An 18,541-nucleotide genomic window follows, 5' to 3' on the forward strand; every position below is an offset into this window, starting at 1 on the left:
GGACCCCGAGACAAGGAGAACGACTCATGGCAGTCGTCACCATGCGCCAGCTGCTCGACAGCGGCGTCCACTTCGGGCACCAGACCCGCCGCTGGAACCCGAAGATGAAGCGCTTCATCCTGACCGAGCGCTCGGGCAGCTACATCATCGACCTCCAGCAGTCGCTGGCCTACATCGACAAGACCTACGACTTCGTCAAGGAGACGGTCGCCCACGGCGGCACCATCCTCTTCGTCGGCACGAAGAAGCAGGCGCAGAACGCGATCGCCGAGCAGGCGACCCGCGTCGGCCAGCCCTACGTGAACCAGCGCTGGCTCGGTGGCCTCCTCACCAACTTCCAGACGGTCTCCAAGCGCCTCGCGCGCATGAAGGAGCTCGAGGAGCTCGACTTCGACGACACCACCAAGAGCGGCTTCACCAAGAAGGAGCTCCTCATCAAGAAGCGGGAGCTCGACAAGCTGCACAAGTCGCTCGGCGGCATCCGCAACCTGTCGAAGACCCCGTCCGCGCTGTGGGTCGTCGACACCAAGAAGGAGCACCTCGCGATCGACGAGGCCAAGAAGCTGGGCATCCCGGTCATCGGCATCCTCGACACGAACTGCGACCCGGACGAGGTCCAGTACCCGATCCCGGGCAACGACGACGCGATCCGCTCGGTGAGCCTGCTCACCCGCATCGTCGCCGACGCCGCCGCCGAGGGCCTGATCCAGCGCCACCAGAAGCCCGAGGCCGAGGGCAACGTCTCCGCCGTCGAGCCGCTGGCCGAGTGGGAGAAGGAGCTTCTCCAGGGCCAGGAGCCGCAGGCCGGCGCCGAGACCGAGAAGGTCGCCGACGCCGAGGCCGCCACCGCCGATGAGGCCGTCGCCGACGCCGAGGCCCCCGCCGCGGACGAGGCTCCCGCCGAGACCGAGGCGCCCGCCGCCGACGAGGCGACCACCGAGGCCCCGGCCGACGAGACCGCCACCGCCTGACACCCCTCCTGAGCCGGAGCCGGGCGCACTGCTGACCGCAGGCGCCCGGCTCCGCTCGGACAGGCACCCGATCGCCACCGCGATCACCACTTCAGACAGACTGGAGTCCCGCAGTCGACCGGGAACCACCGGGTCGGCCGGACGCCAGAACCACAGAGGAGTTCGCAGAACTATGGCCAATTTCAGCCTCGCTGACGTCAAGACGCTGCGCGAGCAGCTCGGTACCGGCATGGTCGACACGAAGAACGCGCTCGTCGAGGCCGACGGCGACCTGGACAAGGCGGTCGAGATCCTCCGCCTCAAGGGCGCCAAGGGCAACGCGAAGCGCGCCGACCGCTCCACCAGCGAGGGCCTCGTGGCCGCCGCGGAGAACGGCGGAGTCGCCACCCTGATCGAGCTCGCGTGCGAGACCGACTTCGTCGCCAAGGGCACGAAGTTCATCGCCCTGGCCGACTCGGTGCTCGCCGCCGTCGTCGCCGCCGGCTCCACCACCGTCGAGGAGGCCCTCGCGGCCCCCGCCGGTGACAAGACCGTCGCCGACCTCATCAACGACGAGGCTGCGATCCTCGGCGAGAAGGTCGAGCTCCGCCGCATCGCCACCGTGCAGGGCGAGCACTTCGCCATCTACCTGCACAAGACCAACAAGGACCTGCCCCCGCAGGTCGGCGTGGTCGTGGGCTACGCCGGGGACGACGCCGAGACCGCTCGCTCGATCGCGCAGCACATCTCGTTCGCCAACCCGTCCTACCTCTCGCGCGACGACGTCCCGCAGTCGGAGGTCGACAACGAGCGCCGCATCGTCGAGGAGATCTCGCGCGGCGAAGGCAAGCCCGAGGCCGCCCTGCCGAAGATCATCGAGGGTCGCGTCAACGCGTACTTCAAGCAGGTCGCGCTGCTCGACCAGGACTACGCCAAGGACAACAAGCTGTCCGTCAGCAAGGTCGTCGGCGACGCGGGCCTGACCGTCTCGGGCTTCGCCCGGTTCAAGGTCGGCGCGTAGCACGCAGCAGGGGAGTCCGGGTCGTTCAGTCGACCCGGACTCCCTTCGCTCTGCCCGGGGGAGTGCCCCGGGCGTGGTCGCGGGGCGTGCTCCGCGCGGGATAGGTTTGTACGGGTCCACGGGAGGAAACACGTCCATGACGCAGACGGATGCGATGACGACGGGCAAGCGCCGCAGGGTGCTTCTGAAGCTCTCGGGGGAGGCGTTCGGAGCCGGGACCCTCGGGGTGAATCCCGATGTGATCAGCGCGCTCGCTCGCGAGATCGCCGACGCGGCGACCGAGGTCGAAATCTCGGTCGTGGTCGGAGGAGGCAACTTCTTCCGCGGCGCGGAGCTGTCGCAGCGCGGCATGGACCGCGGACGCGCCGACTACATGGGCATGCTGGGCACGGTGATGAACGCCCTCGCCCTCCAGGACTTCCTCGAGCAGGCCGGCGCCGAGACGCGCGTCCAGTCCGCGATCGCGATGACCCAGGTCGCCGAGCCGTACATCCCCCGCCGCGCCATCCGGCACATGGAGAAGGGGCGCGTCGTGATCTTCGGCGCCGGAGCCGGCCTGCCCTTCTTCTCGACCGACACCGTCGCCGCGCAGCGCGCGCTCGAGACCCACGCCGACGTGGTGCTCGTGGCGAAGAACGGTGTCGACGGCGTGTACGACGCCGACCCGCGCACGAACCCCGACGCCAAGAAGCTCGACGCGCTGACCTACCAGGAGGCGCTCCAGCGCGGCCTGAAGGTCGTCGACTCCACGGCCTTCAGCCTCTGCATGGACAACGGGATGCCGATGCAGGTGTTCGGCATGGAGCCCTCGGGCAACGTGGCGAAGGCCATCCGCGGGGCCCGGCTCGGCACTCTCGTCTCGAACTAGACTGACCACTTCTCTCTTCTAAGGAGCTCCCGTGATCTCGGATGTACTCGCCGACGCGACGACCAAGATGGACAAGGCCGTGGAGGTCGCGAAGGAGGACTTCGCCACCGTGCGGACCGGCCGCGCGAACCCCGGCATGTTCCAGAAGGTGCTCGTGAGCTACTACGGCACCCCGACGCCCCTCTCGCAGCTGGCGTCGATGCAGAACCAGGAGGCGCGCACCCTCGTCCTCACGCCGTACGACAAGGGCTCGCTCCGCGACATCGAGCAGGCCATCCGGGACATGCCGAACCTCGGCGCCAACCCGACGAACGACGGCACGATCATCCGCGTCACCCTGCCCGAGCTCACCGCCGAGCGCCGCAAGGAGTTCGTGAAGATCGTCCGCACCAAGGCCGAGGATGCGAAGATCGCGGTCCGCAACATCCGCCGCAAGGGCAAGGACGACCTGGACGCGCTGAAGGGCGAGCTGGGCGATGACGAGGTCGGCCGCGCCGAGAAGGAGCTCGAGGCCGTCACGAAGAAGCACGTCGACGCGATCGACGAGGCTCTCAAGCGCAAGGAAACCGAGCTGCTCGAGGTCTAGTGGTGGCCGACGAATCCGAGGGCTCCGAGCACGGGGAGGAGCGACAGACGCCGCACGTCCCGGGTGCCCGCGGCTCGCGGATGGTCACCCGCGACGCTCTCGTCGCGCGGGCGCAGCAGCGTCGCGCCGATGTGGAGCGTCAACTGGAGGCGACCCGGGCGCAGCTCGAGGCCACCAACGACCGGCTCACCGCTCGATCCGGCCGCAACCTCGTCTCGGCCACGCTGATCGGAGTGATCGGCGTCGGCGCCATGGGCGTGAGCCTGCTCCTGATCAAGGAGCTCTTCATGGTGCTGGCCGGGGCCCTTGTGCTCCTCGCGGCGCTGGAGCTCTCGAACGCGCTCCGGCACGCCGGCCGCGACATCCCGCGGATCCCGACCGGCATCGCCGGGGTGATCGTGGTGCCTGCCGCCTACTACGGCGGACTGTCGGCCGCCTGGCTCGCGGTCCTCGGCGGCTCGCTCCTCGTCGCGCTCTGGCGGCTGGGGGAGCAGGTCCTCGGCCGTACCTCCTCGTCGCGCCGCGATCTGCTGCTCGACATGGGCCTCGGTGCGTTCGTGCAGGCCTACGTGACGTTCCTGGGCGCCTTCGCGGTGCGCCTGGTGGCCGAGGAGGGGGGTCAGCTCTGGGCGCTCTCCTTCCTGCTGCTCGTGATCCTCGTGGACATCGCCGCGTACGCGAGCGGTCTGACGTGGGGGAAGCACCCCATGGCGCCGCGGATCAGTCCGAAGAAGACCTGGGAGGGCTTCGCCGGTGCCGCCGTGGCCGGCATCGTCGCGGGAGTCCTGCTCGCTGTCCTGCTGCTGGATCAGCCGTGGTGGGTCGGCGCCGTGTTCGGCGCGGTGGTGCTCCTCACGGCCACGCTGGGCGACCTCGCGGAGTCGCTGATCAAGCGCGACATCGGCATCAAGGACATGAGCTCCTGGCTGCCGGGCCACGGCGGAGTGCTCGACCGGCTGGACTCGATCCTGCCGTCGGCCGCCGCGGCGTACGTGCTGTACTTCGTCTTCGCGCACTGACGAGGAGACCGGGTCGATCCGGTCTCGGAGGCGGCTCCCACCGCCCGGCGACGCGCCGGTGCTCGGACTCGGCCCCGCAGTTGGCAGAATGTCCGAGTGACCGCTCCCTTCCCTCGTGCCCGTGACAACCGCCCCGGCTACGACGTCGAGGAGGTCGACTCCTTCCTCTCCTCGGCTCGGGAGGCGTACGCCCAGCTCTCGGGAGGCCCGGCCGACCTCCGCGCGGCGGACCTCCGCCACACCGCCTTCACCCTGCGCAAGGGCGGCTACTCCGCGCCGCACGTCGACGCCGCGCTCGAGCGGCTCGAGGACGCGTTCGCCAGCAGGGAGCGGCAGTACGCCATCGCCGCGAAGGGGGGAGGACGTCTGGCTCAAGGAGGCCCGCGCGACGGCCCAGGAGGTCGTGAACCGCCTCGCCCGCCCGCAGCGCGAGCGCTTCCAGCGGCTGGGCGCGCTGACCACCGGGTACAACATCCGGCAGGTCGACGCGTTCTCGGATCGTATCTCGGGCTACTTCCGCGACGGCTCCGTCCTCAGTGTCGACGACGTCCGGACCGTCTCCTTCGCCCCTCAGCGGGGCGGGTACTCGGAGCCGCAGGTCGACTTCGTCCTCGACACGGTCGTCGACGTGATGCTGGCCGTCCGCTGACGTTCCGCGGCGGTCCTGGAACATCGGGTCCCGGTCCGTTATGCTTTCGTAATCGTGGGTAAGCTTGAATCGAACGCCGTCGCCCAGCCACCCGTCTCGCGGCCCTCGGCCGTGAAGCCCCCGGTTCCGCGTCAGGCCCCAGCACGCCGTTCCCGAGGACGCCTCCCCCTGGCCGTCCTCGCGTTCGCAGCGTCCATCGGATTCGTGATGGTCTCGGTCGTCGACCCTTCCAGCGGTGCCGTGGCCTCGCCCTACTACCAGGCTCCGGCGCGCTTTGATGGAGATCCGTCCCAGCGGCTCGTCGTCGTCGGCGCGGTCGAGAGGGCCGTGCAGCGCGACACGTTCGACGCGCAGGCGAAGCCGACTCCGACGCCCACTCCTACTCCGACCCCCACCGAGACCGAGGAGGTCGAGGCCGAGGAGGACGAGTACGAGGCTCCTGCACCCGTGGCGCGTTCGGCGGCTCCCGATCCGGGGTCCGCCAAGGCCATCGCGTACGACATGGTCGTGCAGCGCGGCTGGGCCGACAGCGAGTACGACTGCCTGGTGCTGCTCTGGACGCGCGAGTCCGGCTGGAACACGTTCGCCGAGAACAAGTCGAGCGGCGCCTACGGCATCCCGCAGGCTCTTCCCGGCAACAAGATGGCCACCGCCGGCGGCGACTGGCAGACCAACCCCGCCACCCAGATCACCTGGGGCCTCGGCTACATCGAAGGCCGCTACGGCTCGCCCTGCGGCGCCTGGGCGCATTCCGAGGCGATGAACTGGTACTGAGCGCTCCCTCCACACGGCGAACGGGGCCCCTCACCTCGGTGACGGGGCCCTTCCGCGTCCCGGGAGCTCCGCCGCCTCTCGGTAGCCTGGAGGAGTGGATTACGCGCTGCTCGGGGTCGTCGGGATCATCACCGTCGTCACGGTCGCGCGCTTCTCGAGCCGCCTGGGCATCGCGGCTCCGCTCGTCCTCGTGGTCGTCGGCATCGGCGCCTCCTACCTTCCGGGCGTGCCCGAGATCGAGGTCGAGCCGGAGCTGATCCTGGCGGGCGTGCTGCCGCCGCTGCTCTACTCCGCCGCGATCCAGGTGCCGTTGACCGATCTCCGGCGGAACCTCCGGTCGATCTTCGGCCTGTCCGTGCTGCTCGTCTTCGTGACGGCGATCGTCGTGGGCGTCTTCCTCTACCTCCTCCTCCCCGACCTGAGCCTTCCGGCGGCGATCGCGCTGGGCGCCGTCGTCAGTCCGACCGACGCGGTCGCGGCGACCTCCATCGGCAAGAAGCTCGGGCTGCCGCCGCGTCTCGTCACCGTGCTCGAGGGCGAGAGCCTCGTGAACGACGCCTCCGCGCTGGTGCTGCTGCGTGCGGCGACGGCGGCGACGGCCGTCGTGGGCGCCTCGGTCTCGGCCGATGCGATCGACATCGGCGAGGTCGGGGTGCTCTTCGTCTACTCCGTCGTCATGGCGATCGTGCTCGGGATGGTGATGGGCGTCATCACCGTCTTCGTCCGCTCCAAGCTCCGCGACCCGGTGCTCGATACCGCCGTCTCCTTCGCCGTCCCGTTCCTGGCCTACATCCCGGCGGAAGAGCTGGGCGCGTCCGGTGTGCTCGCCGTCGTCGTCACCGGCATCTACACCGGGCACAACAGCGCCCGCTTCCTCAGCCCGCAGTCGCGGATCAGCGAGCGGGTGAACTGGCGCACCGTCCAGTTCCTGCTCGAGAACGGCGTCTTCCTGCTGATGGGCGCCGAGATCAAGGTGATCATCGGCGAGGTCGAACCCGGCGAGCTGGGGGTCGGCGAGGCGGTCTTCCTGGGGCTCGCGACCGTGGTGCTGCTGATCGTGCTGCGGACGCTCTTCGTCTGGCCGCTCCTGGTGTGGCTGCGCAACTCCGGGCGCCGGGCCGAGCGCATCAACCGCCGCCTGGCGGTGGGGGTCATGCGCCTGCGCAACAGCGCGACGACGGACGAGCGCTTCCGCCGACGCCAGGTCCGCGCGGAGAAGCTCTACACCCGTCGCGAGACCGACCTGGCGGCGACCACCAGCGAGGCCTTCGGCTGGCGGGGCGGAGTGATCCTGTCGTGGTCCGGGATGCGCGGCGTGGTCACGCTCGCCGCGGCGCAGTCGCTGCCGGCCGAGACGCCGTACCGCGAGCAGCTGATCCTGATCGCCTTCACCGTCGCCGTCGTGACGCTGCTGCTGCAAGGGGCGACGCTCCCCGCCCTGATCCGGCTGACGGGGATCCAGGGGAGCGACCGCGACGCCGATCGACGCGAGCTCGCGACGCTGCTCGACGAGGTCGCGGCGACGGGGATCCAGGCGCTGCCCGAGGCGGTGGCGGAGCTTCCGGACGGGGTGGTCGGCCCGCGCGTGCTCGAGCGGGTCCGTCGCGACACCCTCACCCGCTCGCAGGTCGCGTGGGAGCAGGTGGACCGCGACGAGGCCGCTCCGCTCGGCCCGCACGCCCAGTACCTGCTGCTGCGCCGCGCCGTCCTGCTCGCCGAGCGCGAGGCGCTGCTGGAGGCCAGGGGACGCGGTCTCTACTCGTCGCGGATCCTGCGGCGGGCCCAGATGATGCTCGACGCCGAGGAGACCCGGCTCGAGCTGGACGACACCTCGCACTGAGAGCGGCTCCTACACTGGGGGGATGCCGCGCAGCAATCGACCTCGGGGGAGTCGGCGCGAGGGCGACGACGAACCCCGCGACCTCTCGCAGATGATGGCGGGCTGGCGCCGCACCGAGATCCGCGGAGGCCGCGACTGGAACGTGCAGCCCGTCTCCTCCGCCCGCGCGGTCAAGAACTACCTCTGCCCCGGCTGCGGCCAGACCATCGACGTGGGCCTCGCGCACGTCGTCGTCTGGCGCGGCGACGGAGCACTCGGCGACGCGGCGGATCTCGCCGGACGCCGTCACTGGCACAGCCACTGCTGGCGCATCGAAGGAGCACGATGACGAACGAGATCCGCGGAGGCGTCGTCCTCCCCGCGAGGCGCGAGGAGATCGAGCTGCGGACCTCCGACGGGCTCGTGCTCGTCGGCGAGCTGGCCCTGCCGCTCGAGCGGGAGCCGGTCGCGACGCTGGTGACCCTGCATCCCCTCCCCACCCACGGCGGGTTCATGGACTCGCACATCCTGCGCAAGGCTGCTGCCCGCCTGCCGGCGCTGGCCGATCTCGCCGTCCTGCGCTTCAACACGAGAGGGACGTCCTCGCCGCGCGGCACCAGCGAGGGTGCGTTCGACGGAGGGACGGGGGAGCGCGCCGACGTCGCTGCGGCGATGCAGCTGGTCGCCGACCGCGGCCTCCCGCACCCCTGGCTGGTCGGCTGGTCCTTCGGCACGGAGCTGGCGCTGAAGTGGGGGAGGGAGCACCCGGTCGACGGGGCGATCCTCCTGTCGCCGCCGCTGCACCGCGCCACGGCCGACGAGGTCGCGGCGTGGGCCGGGGACGGTCGCCCGCTCGTGGCGCTCATCCCCGAGTTCGACGACTACCTCCGCCCCGAAGCCGCCGCGGAGCGCTTCGCGTCCGTTCCGCAGATCGAGCTCGTCGCCGTCGACGGGGGCAAGCACCTCTGGGTGGGCGAGGCGCAGACGAGGCGGGTGCTGGACGAGATCGTGCGCGTCGTCGCACCGGCGTCCTCCCCGCTGCCGACCGAGTGGGCGGGCGAGCTGGGCTGATCACCGCGGCCCAGCCGTGAGAAGGGGAGGAGCCCGCTTCCGCGGGCTCCTCCCCTGATCCGTCTCCTCGACTCAGCGGGAGGAGCGCTCCGATCCGTCGTCGTCGGACTCCTCGCCCGAGTCGCCCGCGATCTCGTCGATGTGCCCGATCAGGCCGCGCAAGCCCTTCACGTAGCCGGCGATCGCATCGCGCTCGGTGCGGATCTCGTCGAGGCGCCCCTCCGCGGTGCTGACGAGCTGCCTGTTGCGCTTCTCGGCATCGGCGATCATCTCCTGCGCCCGCTCGCGCGCTTCGGCGAGGAGGCGGTCCGACTCGTCCTGGGCGTCGCGGCGCAGTCGCGTGGTCTCGTCGAGGGCGTCGCTGCGCAGAGCATCGGCCTCGAGGCGCTTGTCGTTCGCGCGCCGCAGGGCGTCGGCCAGCTGCAGGTTCGACTCGTCCAGGTAGCGCTGCGTCTGCGCCACGGCCTCCTGGTGGCGGAGGAGGTGGTCGCGGTCGGCCTCCTCGCGACGGGCCGCGAGCTCGACGGTCAGGTCGATGCGCGCCTGCTCCACGTCGCGCGAGAGAGCGGAGGCCTCGTCGGCCGCCGCGCTGCGCAGTCCTGCGATCTCGGCGTCGAGCAGTGCGACGGCCTCGGCCCGCTCGTGCGCCAGTCGCGTCCGCTGATCGTCGAGCTCGCGGGCGGCCTCCGCGCGCCCGGCCACCAGCTCGGCGTCGAGCGCTGCGCGAGCGGACGTCACATCGGCGTCCAGCGCGGCGCGTGCCGACGACACCTCGGCGGCGACGGCGGCGCGGGCCTCGGCGATCTCGGCCTCGACGGCGGCGCGGAGGCGGGCCACCTCGGAGGCGACCTCGGCGCGCAGGAGCTCGTTGCTCTGCGCCAGGCGCGCGGCCTCGGCGCGGGCGATCTCGACCTCCCGGGCGGCGACGGCGCGCATCTCGGCCGCCTCGCGCTCGGCCTCGGAGCGGATGGCGGCGGCCTCGCGCTTCGCGGTCGCCCGGGTCTCGGCGGCCTCGGTCGCGACGGTGCCGCGGATGGCGGCCGCCTCCCGGACCGCGTCCTGCGTCATGACGTCCCGGTCGTCGGCGGCCTTGCCGAGGGTGGCGGCGGCCTGCGCCTCGGACTCGTTGCGGGTCCGGTCGGCACGGCGGCGCGCCTCCGACACGAGGCGCTCGGCCTCGTCGCGCGCCTCCTGCAGGATCCGGTCGCCGTCGTCGCGGGTGGAGCGCCGCAGCGCCGACGCGTCGTTCTCGGCCTGCGCGATGATCCGCTCGGACTGCTCCTCCGCCACGCGGAGGGTGTGCTCGAGCTTGGCGCCCAGACCCGCGTAGGTCGGGGCGCCGACCTGCTGCAGCTCCTTCTCGAGCTGGTCGATGCGCGCGGCGAGCCGCTTGGACTCGCGGCCGCTCTCGGCCGCCTGGGTGTTCGCGTGGATCAGCTCGCGCCGCAGACCCTGGATGGCCTTGTCGACCTCGTCGCGGTCGTACCCGCGGAACGCCTGGGTGAATTCGGCCTCGTCGCTTGCCACGTCGTCTCCTCCGGATGGATCAGCGCCACGCTCGCGGCACTCCGGGAAGTTTAGTCAGCGGCTCGCTCCCGGCCCGGGGCGACACCCGCGCGCGCCGCCGACCGTGCGCACTCTCGGCTGTTCCCTGGGTTCGTCGGAGGGCATCGGCTATCGTGGACTGTCTTTGTCTGTTGCCGTCGCGCCCCGGTCCGTCGTACCACCCGAACCGGCGGAGGCCGCCACCCCGATCCGGCAACGCAGGAGGAGTACTTTCGTGCGGTTCGTCTTCGCCATCATCGCCACGGTCATCGCAGCAGCGCTGATCGCCCTCGGCATCGGTCAGAGGACGGTGTGGGCCCCGCCCGAGTCGCTCACCGCCCGAGCGGTCCTCGACTCCGATGCGCCCTACGCTGTCGTCGACGGCAGCGTGCTCGCCTCCAACGAGGGCCGCCAGTCGATCACCGTCGAGGGGGAGGGCGACCTGGTCCTCACCTACGCCCGCACGAGCGACGTGCTCGGCTGGGTCGGAGGCTCGGAGTACGACGAGATCGGCTACGACGCCGAGACCGACGAGCTCACCGCCACCACCGAGACCGGCACGCCGATCGAGCTCGCGGCGGACGACGCCACCGCCGATGCCGCCGTCGTCGACCCCCGTGGTGCCGACCTCTGGCTCGAGCAGGTCGAGGGCGCCGGCCGCATCGACGTCGCACTCGATGTGCCTGAGGACATCTCCCTGCTCATCGCCACCGACGGCACCGCTCCGGCGGCCGACGAGATCCGGGTGAGCTGGCCCGTGGACACCGCGACCCCGCTGGCCGGACCGCTCCTCGCGGGCGGCGCCCTGTTCCTCCTCATCGGCCTCGGTCTCTACGTCTGGGCCTTCGTGCACCTGCGCCGCCAGCACGGACCGCGTCGCAAGGGACCGCAGGGCAAGGTGCCGCGCGGCGCCCGCCGCCCGCGCGCCCGCGCCGGGATCCAGGCGTCGCTCGCCTCGCCGGCGCCGAGCCGCCGCCGCGGACTCCTCGTCCTGCCGGTCGTGCTCGGAACGACCGCACTGCTCGCGGGCTGCAGCTCCGACTACTGGCCCGACCTCGCGGTGGGCGCCAGCGCGACCCCGACCGCCACCGCGACGTCCACCGCCGGAGCGGAGCCGATCGCCGAGATCCCGACCCCCGTCGTCACCACGCAGCAGGCGGAGGCGATCGTCGCCTCGATCGCCGACGTCGCGTCGGCCGCCGACGCGGCCCGCGACGCGTCGGTGCTCGCCGAGCGCTTCCAGGGCGAGGCCCTGACCGAGCGGACCACCAACTACGACGTCGTGAACAAGGGCGGGACGATCGATCCGCCGCAGGCGATCCCCGCCTCCCCGGTCAGCGTCGTCCTGCCTCAGGACACCGAGACGTGGCCGCGCCTGGTCACCGCCGTGGTCGGGGACCCCGCCGACACGACCACGGCGCCCATCGCCCTGATGATGAGCCAGGCCAGCCCGCGCGTGGACTACAAGGTCGACTACGCGATCTCGCTCGAGGCCAACGCCCGCATCCCCGATGTCGCGCCCGTCACCGTCGGCACCTCGATCGTCGCCCCCGACTCCAAGCTGATGACCCTCGCGCCCGAGACGGTGGGAGCGGCCTACGCCGACATCCTCGCCAACGGCGACGCGAGCCAGTACGCCGAGCTGTTCGCCCCCGAGGGCGACACCCTGCGCGGCCAGGTCGGCGTCGACAAGAAGACCGCCGACCGGGAGGCGCTGCCCGACACCGCCTCGATCGAGTTCTCGAACAAGGCCGGCACCTCGCCCACCATCGCCCTCGCCACGAACGACTCGGGCGCCCTCGTCGCCGCGAGCATCGCCGAGGTCTCCACGGTCCGACCGACCGCGGAGGGGTCGACCGTCTCGACGTCCGGCGCCTCGCAGACGCTGCTCGGCACCGACAAGTCGACGACGGGCATCGAGACCACCTACGGTTATCAGTTGTTGTTCTACGTACCGCCCGTCGGATCGGAGGAGAAGATCGTCATGCTCGGATGGAGCCAGGGACTCGTCTCGGTGGTGCAGCTGCCGTGAGCGCCGTCCCGCCCCTGCCCGGAAACCTCCGCGGCGCCGTCGACCTGTCCAGCCTCGTGAACCGGCGCGCGCCTCAGCCGCCCGCGCCGGCCGCCGCTCCCGGAGGCGCGCCCGCCGGATCGGCCCCCGCCAACCCGCTGCTGCTCACCGCCGGCGACGCAGAGTTCGACCAGGTCGTGCAGCTCTCCTCACGCGTCCCCGTCATCGTGGATCTGCGCGGCTCCTGGTCCGAGCAGAGCACGAGCATGACCGCGCTGCTCGAGAAGGTCGTCGTCTCGTACGCCGGAGCGTTCGTGCTCGTCGGCGTCGACGCGGAGTCGAGCCCCCAGCTCGCCCAGGCGTTCCAGGTGCAGTCCGTGCCGACCGTCGCCGCCGTCATCGCCGGGCGCCCGGTGCCGCTGTTCAGCGGACTCATCACCGAGGAGCAGCTCCGCGACCTGCTCGAGCAGCTGCTCCAGCTCGCCGCGCAGAACGGAGTGACGGGGTCGGTCCCCGTCGAGGGCGTCGCGACCGAGGACGGTGCCGAACCCGAGGCAGCCCCTCTGCCGCCGCACCACCAGGAGGCGTACGACGCCATCGACGCCGGCGATTACGACGCAGCGATCACCGAGTACGAGACCGCCATCGCACAGAACCCGCGCGACGACCTCGCCGTCGCCGGTCTCGCACAGGTGAAGCTGCTGAAGCGACTCCAGGGGAAGACCCTGGAGGAGGTGCGCTCCACCGCAGCCGCCGAGCCCTCGAACCTCGACGCGCAGCTCGCCGTCGCCGATCTCGATGTCTCCGGCGGCCACGTCGAGGACGCCTTCGACCGCCTGCTGTCGATCTTCCCCCGGCTCGACGCCGACGGGAAGGCGAGCGTCCGGGCGAGACTGCTCGAGCTGTTCGAGATCGTCGGGACCACCGACCCCCGCGTGAACAAGGCGCGGGCGCGGTTGACGGGCTTGCTGTACTGAGTCCTTTGGCGGGGCGAGCGCATGCGCTCGCCCTGCCGCAGTCGGCTGGGTGGGTGGTCGCGCATCGCAGAGCGTCCTGCGAACGGCTCGCTCGAAACGCTGGTACGCGTTTCTCGCTCATCGCCTCGCAGACGGGCGGCTGGTCAGTCCTCCGGGACTCGAGCGAGACCTCCGTTGCGCGGTCGGGCTCGGCGCGGACGGGGGTGAGCGTGCTGCGCACGGCTCCTTCGAGTGAGCGTGTTGCGCACGGCTCCTTGGGCTGAGGGTGCTGCTCAGGGGTTCTTCTACTGAGCGTGCTGCGCACGGCTCCTTCGAAGGAGCGTGCTGCGCACGACTCGCTCGATCGTGTGCGCCGCGCCTAGTTCCCTCGACCGGGCGTGACGCGCGCGTGGGTCGCCGGTGAACGTGCGTCGCCGCGGGCTCGTGGCAGTTGCGCCGAGAAGGGTCGCCGCCGGTCGTAGGTCGCCGATCGGTGGGATGGAACGAGAACGGCGGGCGGAGGGGCGCTGGGCGCCCGCTCCGCCCGCCGTGACGGGGCTCCGGGGTCAGTCGGAGGCGGGGCGCAGGTAGAGGGCGGCCAGCGGGGGGAGGACGACCTCGGCGGAGGCGGGGCGGCCGGACCACGGCTCGTCCTTCGCCTCGACGGAGCCGAAGTTGCCCACTCCCGAACCGCCGTAGATCTCGGCGTCCGTGTTCAGCAGCTCCTCCCAGCGACCGGCGACCGGCAGGCTCACGCGGTAGCCGTGCACCGGCGACCCCGAGAAGTTGACGATCACCGCGACGGGTCGACCCTGCTTGTCCTTGCGCAAGAACGAGATGACGTTCGGAGCGGCCGAGCCGCCGTCGATCCACTCGAAGCCGGCCTGGTCGAAGTCGAGCTCCCAGAACTGCGGCGACTCGCGGTAGACGCGGTTCAGAGCGCCGACCAGGTCGAAGAGGCCGCGGTGAGCGGGCTGGTCGAGGATCCACCAGTCCAGGCCCCGCTCCTCCGACCACTCGGAGTACTGGCCGAACTCCTGGCCCATGAACAGCAGCTGCTTGCCCGGGTGCGCCCACATGAAGGCGAGGTAGGCCCGCAGGTTCGCCCGCTGCTGCCAGTGGTCGCCGGGCATCTTCTGGATCAGCGAGCCCTTGCCGTGCACGACCTCGTCGTGGCTGATCGGCAGGACGAAGTTCTCGCTGAACGCGTAGACGAACGAGAAGGTGATCTCGCCCAGGTGGTACTGGCGCCACAGCGGGTCGTTCGCCATGTAGTCCAGCGAGTCGTGCATCCAGCCCATGTTCCACTTGAGCCCGAAGCCGAGCCCGCCCGAGACGGTGGGCTGGGTGACGCCCGGCCAGCTGGTCGACTCCTCGGCGATCATCATGATGCCGGGGTAGAGCTTGTAGGCCGTGGCGTTCACCTCCTGCAGGAAGCTGATCGCCTCGAGGTGCTCGCGTCCGCCGTGCTCGTTCGGCAGCCACTCGCCCTCCTTGCGGGAGTAGTCGAGGTAGAGCATCGACGCCACGGCGTCGACGCGCAGTCCGTCGACGTGGAACTCCTCGAGCCAGTAGAGCGCGTTCGCGACGAGGAAGTTGCGGACCTGCGTGTGACCGAAGTCGAAGACGTAGGTGCCCCAGTCCATCTGCTCGCCACGGCGCCAGTCCGGGTGCTCGTAGAGCGGTTCGCCGTCGAAGCGGGCGAGCGCGAAGTCGTCCTTGGGGAAGTGTCCGGGCACCCAGTCGACGATGACGCCGATGCCGGCCTTGTGCAGCCGGTCGATCAGGTACTTGAGGTCGTCGGCGGTGCCGAAGCGGCTGGAGGCCGCGTAGTAGCCGGTGACCTGGTAGCCCCAGGAGCCGCCGAAGGGGTGCTCGGCGAGCGGCATGAACTCCACGTGGGTGAAGCCCAGCTCGGTCACGTACTCGATCAGCGGATCCGCGAGGTCGCGGTAGCCCAGGCCGGGGCGCCAGGAGCCGAGATGGATCTCGTAGACGCTGAGCGCCTGCCCGTGCGGGTCGACGGCGGCGCGCTGCTCCATCCACGCGGAGTCGCTCCACCGGTGGTGCGAGACCGGGATCCGCGAGGCGGTCGCGGGCGGGACCTCCGTGGACCGCGCCATCGGGTCCGCCTTGCGGACCCAGCGGCCGTCCCGCGAGAGCAGGTCGAACTTGTACGGGGCGCCGGGCTCGGGACCCGGGACGAAGATCTCCCAGACGCCGGTGACCCCGAGGTTGCGGAGGGAGTGGCCCTCGCCGCTCCAGTCGTTGAAGTCGCCGACGACGCGCACGGCCTGGGCGTGCGGCGCCCAGACCGAGAACGAGGTGCCCCAGACGCCCTCGTGCTCGCGGTGCCGTGCGCCGAGAGCCTCCCAGAGCCGCTCGTGGCGGCCCTCGCCGATCAGGTAGAGGTCGAAGTCGCCGACCGTCTTGGAGAACCGGTAGGGATCCTCCGCGGTCCACTCGCCGCCGTCGCCGTACCGCGCCTCGATCGTGTACGGCTGCGGGCCGAGGATGTGGAAGCCCTGCCAGATGCCGTCGTGCAGGTGGGTCAGTTCGACGCGCGCTCCGGTGGAGAGCACGGCGACGACCTTCTCGGCGAGCGGGCGGCGCACGCGCACGACCGTCACCGGATCCACGACGCCCGGCGCCGCGACCACGTGCTGTCCGAGCACGTGGTGGGGGAGCGCGTTGCTGCCCGTCGCGAGCTGCTGCAGGATCCACTCCTCGATCACGGGGAGCTCGATCGCGGCGGAGCCCTCGATCACGGAGTCGGCCGCTGCCGCACCGGTCGCGCCGTCCGCCACCTGCGGACCGTCGACGGCGGCGCCGCCGTCCGACGCGTCGTCCGAACCGGTCGCCGCGGCCGGGACCGGCGCCTCGTCCATGCCGGTGCCGGTGGTCGTCGCCGAGCTCGTGCCCGTGGTCACGACCGACTCGGCACGCGGCTCGAGTCCGGCCTCGTCGGCCGGGGTGGGGACGTCTCCGCCGGGAACAGTGCCGCTCATCGCTCGTCCGCCTTCACGCTCAGGATGTGCACCGGCTCGACGAAGGAGTCCAGGCGCACGTAGTTGTCGCTCGACCAGGTCCAGACGGCCCCGGTGATCAGGTCCTCGACCTCGTAGCTGTCGCCCCACTCCAGACCGAGGGAGGGGAGGTCGAGGTGCACCGTCGTCTCCCGGGCGGAGTGCGGGTCGGTGTTGACCACGATGATCAGGGTGTCGGCCGTGCCGGTCCCCGTGAACTCCTTCTGCAGGTGCTTCGTGTAGACGATGATCGCGTCGTCGTCGCTGCCGTGCACCTGGAGGTTCCGGCGCTGCGCGAGCGCCGGGTGGGCCTTCCGGATCTCGTTGAGCCGCGTGATGTACGGCGCGAGTGAGCGTCCGGAGGCCTCGGAGGCGTCCCAGTCGCGCGTCTTGTACTCGAACTTCTCGTTGTCGATGTTCTCCTCGGCACCCGGACGGGCGACGTTCTCGACGAGCTCGTAGCCGGCGTAGACGCCCCAGAGCGGCGAGGCCGTCGCAGCGAGGGCCGCACGCACCTTGTACGCCGCCGGGCCGCCGTACTGCAGGTACTCGGTGAGGATGTCCGGCGTGTTCACGAAGAGGTTCGGCCGCATGTAGTCGGCCGTCTCGTGCGAGATGCTCGTGAAGAACTCCGCGAGCTCCTCCTTGGTGTTGCGCCAGGTGAAGTACGAGTACGACTGCTGGAAGCCCACTTTGCCCAGAGCGCGCATGATCGCCGGCCGGGTGAACGCCTCCGCGAGGAAGACGACGTCCGGGTGCTCGGCGTTCACCTCGTGGATGATCCACTCCCAGAAGTCGAGCGGCTTCGTGTGCGGGTTGTCGACACGGAAGATCTTGACCCCGAGGGAGATCCAATGGCGCAGGATCCGCAGCGACTCCTGGCGGATGCCCTGGGGGTCGTTGTCGAAGTTGATCGGATAGATGTCCTGGTATTTCTTCGGCGGGTTCTCGGCGTAGGCGATCGTGCCGTCGGGGAGCGTCGTGAACCACTCCGGGTGGCTCGTCACCCACGGGTGGTCGGGCGACGCCTGCAGGGCGAAGTCGAGGGCGAGCTCGAGGCCCGCCTCCTTCACGGCGTCGTGGAACGCGGTGAAGTCCTCGACCGTGCCGAGGTCGGGGTGGATCGCGTCGTGCCCGCCCTCGGCCGCGCCGATCGCCCAGGGCGAGCCGGGGTCGGAGGGGCCGGCGTCCAGCGTGTTGTTGGGCCCCTTGCGGAAGGTGCGCCCGATCGGGTGGATCGGCGGCAGGTAGAGCACGTCGAAGCCCATGGCCGCGACGGCCGGGAGGCGCTTCGCCGCCGTGCGGAACGTGCCGCTCGAGACGGTGCCGTCCTCGTGGCGCACGGCGCCCTCGGAGCGGGGGAAGAACTCGTACCAGGCGCCGACGCCCGCCCGGGTGCGCTCCACGTGCACGGTGCGCGGCTCGGAGAGGCTCGAGAGGCTCATCACCGGACGCTGGGCGAGCGCGCCGTGGACCGCCGCGTCCTCGGCGGCGGCGAGTCGCTCCTCCGGGGACAGCGAGGTGTCGCCGACGCTCGAGGCGGCCTCGGCGAGCAGCGAGCGCTCGGCGCCGGAGCGCGTGGCGTCCTCGGCCGCCGTTCCGAGCAGCTGAGCGCCGACCGCGAAGGTCACGTCGATGTCGAGACCAGCCGGGATCTTGATCTCGGCGGTGTGCAGCCAGGTCGCCCAGTCGTCGGCGAACGAGCGGATGCGGTAGGTCCAGTCGCCCTCGGCGTCCAGCAGCACCAGGCGTCCGTACCGGTCGGTGCCGGTGGCGAGGAGCGCCATGCGGTGCTGCGACTCGGCGCCGGAGGGCGAGGTCAGGAGGAGGTCCACGCCGATGAGGTCGTGGCCCTCGCGGAACGCGGTGGCGGCGAACGGGACGACCTCGCCGACGAACGCCTTCGCGGGCCAGCGGTCGTCCTCGAGCCTCGGCTGCGGGTCGATGATCGGGATGCGCTCCGCGCGGGTGCGGTAGCCGCTGCCCGCCGGGACCGGTGCCTGGGCCGCGGGCGGTGCCTGCTGCTCCGCGACGGGCGCGGGTTCGGGAGGCGTCACCGCCTGCTCGGTCGGGGCGGGACGGCCGCGGGCCGCTCGCCGTGCGTCTTTGCCGTGTGAGGACGTGCCGAAAGGTGTCTGAGCCACGTCACGACAGTAGCGACCCCGGCGCGCATCGGCATGCCGGTTGCGCCCGCCCGCAGCCCTGTGCAAATGCGCCGCGCGGAAGCCCGCGACGAGTCCGCTCGC

General features: G+C 71.3%; 15 protein-coding genes and 1 pseudogene. 13 read left to right on the forward strand and 3 right to left on the reverse strand.

What is annotated here, in order from left to right; all coding sequences use genetic code 11:
- Positions 1–26 precede the first annotated feature (26 nt).
- From rpsB to AC0CID_RS03075, 11 genes and pseudogenes are all read left to right on the forward strand, one after another.
- Positions 27–971 carry a 30S ribosomal protein S2 gene (gene rpsB / locus AC0CID_RS03025; protein WP_465225742.1) on the forward strand — a complete coding sequence of 315 codons (945 nt, stop codon included), beginning with the start codon at positions 27–29 and terminating at the stop codon, positions 969–971.
- Positions 972–1,143: 172 nt separating this feature from the next.
- On the forward strand, positions 1,144–1,971 hold the full coding sequence (gene tsf, locus AC0CID_RS03030) for a translation elongation factor Ts (protein ID WP_465225743.1): 828 nt from the start codon (positions 1,144–1,146) through the stop codon (positions 1,969–1,971).
- Positions 1,972–2,125: 154 nt separating this feature from the next.
- The gene (gene pyrH, locus AC0CID_RS03035; RefSeq protein WP_251945334.1) at positions 2,126–2,839 is read left to right on the forward strand and encodes a UMP kinase; all 714 of its coding nucleotides are present in this window, start codon (positions 2,126–2,128) and stop codon (positions 2,837–2,839) included.
- 31 nt (positions 2,840–2,870) lie between these two features.
- Entirely contained in the window at positions 2,871–3,425 is a 555-nt protein-coding gene (gene frr, locus AC0CID_RS03040) for a ribosome recycling factor (RefSeq protein ID WP_251945303.1), read from the forward strand.
- Positions 3,426–3,427: 2 nt separating this feature from the next.
- Entirely contained in the window at positions 3,428–4,444 is a 1,017-nt protein-coding gene (locus tag AC0CID_RS03045) for a phosphatidate cytidylyltransferase (protein ID WP_465225744.1), read from the forward strand.
- 96 nt (positions 4,445–4,540) lie between these two features.
- Positions 4,541–4,714 (forward strand): annotated as a pseudogene (locus tag AC0CID_RS03050) (DivIVA domain-containing protein); the annotation flags it as partial.
- A 133-nt stretch (positions 4,715–4,847) separates the two neighbouring features.
- A complete protein-coding gene (locus AC0CID_RS03055; protein ID WP_465225745.1) occupies positions 4,848–5,093 on the forward strand; it encodes a DivIVA domain-containing protein in 246 nt (81 codons plus the stop codon).
- A gap of 207 nt (positions 5,094–5,300) precedes the next feature.
- On the forward strand, positions 5,301–5,867 hold the full coding sequence (locus tag AC0CID_RS03060; protein ID WP_465225746.1) for an aggregation-promoting factor C-terminal-like domain-containing protein: 567 nt from the start codon (positions 5,301–5,303) through the stop codon (positions 5,865–5,867).
- Between the two features lie 94 nt (positions 5,868–5,961).
- On the forward strand, positions 5,962–7,707 hold the full coding sequence (locus AC0CID_RS03065; RefSeq protein ID WP_465225747.1) for a cation:proton antiporter: 1,746 nt from the start codon (positions 5,962–5,964) through the stop codon (positions 7,705–7,707).
- 22 nt (positions 7,708–7,729) lie between these two features.
- Positions 7,730–8,035, forward strand: a complete 306-nt coding sequence (locus tag AC0CID_RS03070) for a hypothetical protein (RefSeq protein WP_465225748.1) — start codon at positions 7,730–7,732, stop codon at positions 8,033–8,035.
- Complete coding sequence (locus tag AC0CID_RS03075) at positions 8,032–8,757, forward strand: alpha/beta hydrolase (protein ID WP_465225749.1); 726 nt, start codon at positions 8,032–8,034, stop codon at positions 8,755–8,757. The genes AC0CID_RS03070 and AC0CID_RS03075 overlap by 4 nt, the downstream gene beginning before the upstream one ends.
- 72 nt (positions 8,758–8,829) lie before the next feature.
- On the opposite strand, the gene AC0CID_RS03080 is transcribed toward AC0CID_RS03075, so the two are convergent.
- Complete coding sequence (locus AC0CID_RS03080; RefSeq protein ID WP_465225750.1) at positions 8,830–10,284, reverse strand: DivIVA domain-containing protein; 1,455 nt, start codon at positions 10,282–10,284, stop codon at positions 8,830–8,832.
- A 253-nt stretch (positions 10,285–10,537) separates the two neighbouring features.
- On the opposite strand from AC0CID_RS03080, the gene AC0CID_RS03085 reads away from it, so the two are divergent.
- Entirely contained in the window at positions 10,538–12,334 is a 1,797-nt protein-coding gene (locus tag AC0CID_RS03085) for a DUF8094 domain-containing protein (RefSeq protein ID WP_465225751.1), read from the forward strand.
- On the forward strand, positions 12,331–13,290 hold the full coding sequence (locus AC0CID_RS03090) for a tetratricopeptide repeat protein (RefSeq protein WP_465225752.1): 960 nt from the start codon (positions 12,331–12,333) through the stop codon (positions 13,288–13,290). The genes AC0CID_RS03085 and AC0CID_RS03090 overlap by 4 nt, the downstream gene beginning before the upstream one ends.
- A 545-nt stretch (positions 13,291–13,835) precedes the next feature.
- On the opposite strand, the gene glgB is transcribed toward AC0CID_RS03090, so the two are convergent.
- Both glgB and AC0CID_RS03100 read right to left on the reverse strand, forming a co-directional pair.
- A complete protein-coding gene (gene glgB / locus AC0CID_RS03095) occupies positions 13,836–16,277 on the reverse strand; it encodes a 1,4-alpha-glucan branching protein GlgB (protein ID WP_465225753.1) in 2,442 nt (813 codons plus the stop codon).
- Entirely contained in the window at positions 16,274–18,352 is a 2,079-nt protein-coding gene (locus AC0CID_RS03100; protein WP_465225754.1) for an alpha-1,4-glucan--maltose-1-phosphate maltosyltransferase, read from the reverse strand. Before AC0CID_RS03100 ends, glgB begins: the two co-directional genes overlap by 4 nt.
- Positions 18,353–18,541 lie beyond the last annotated feature (189 nt).

The organism is Rathayibacter sp. AC451, from assembly GCF_979253095.1.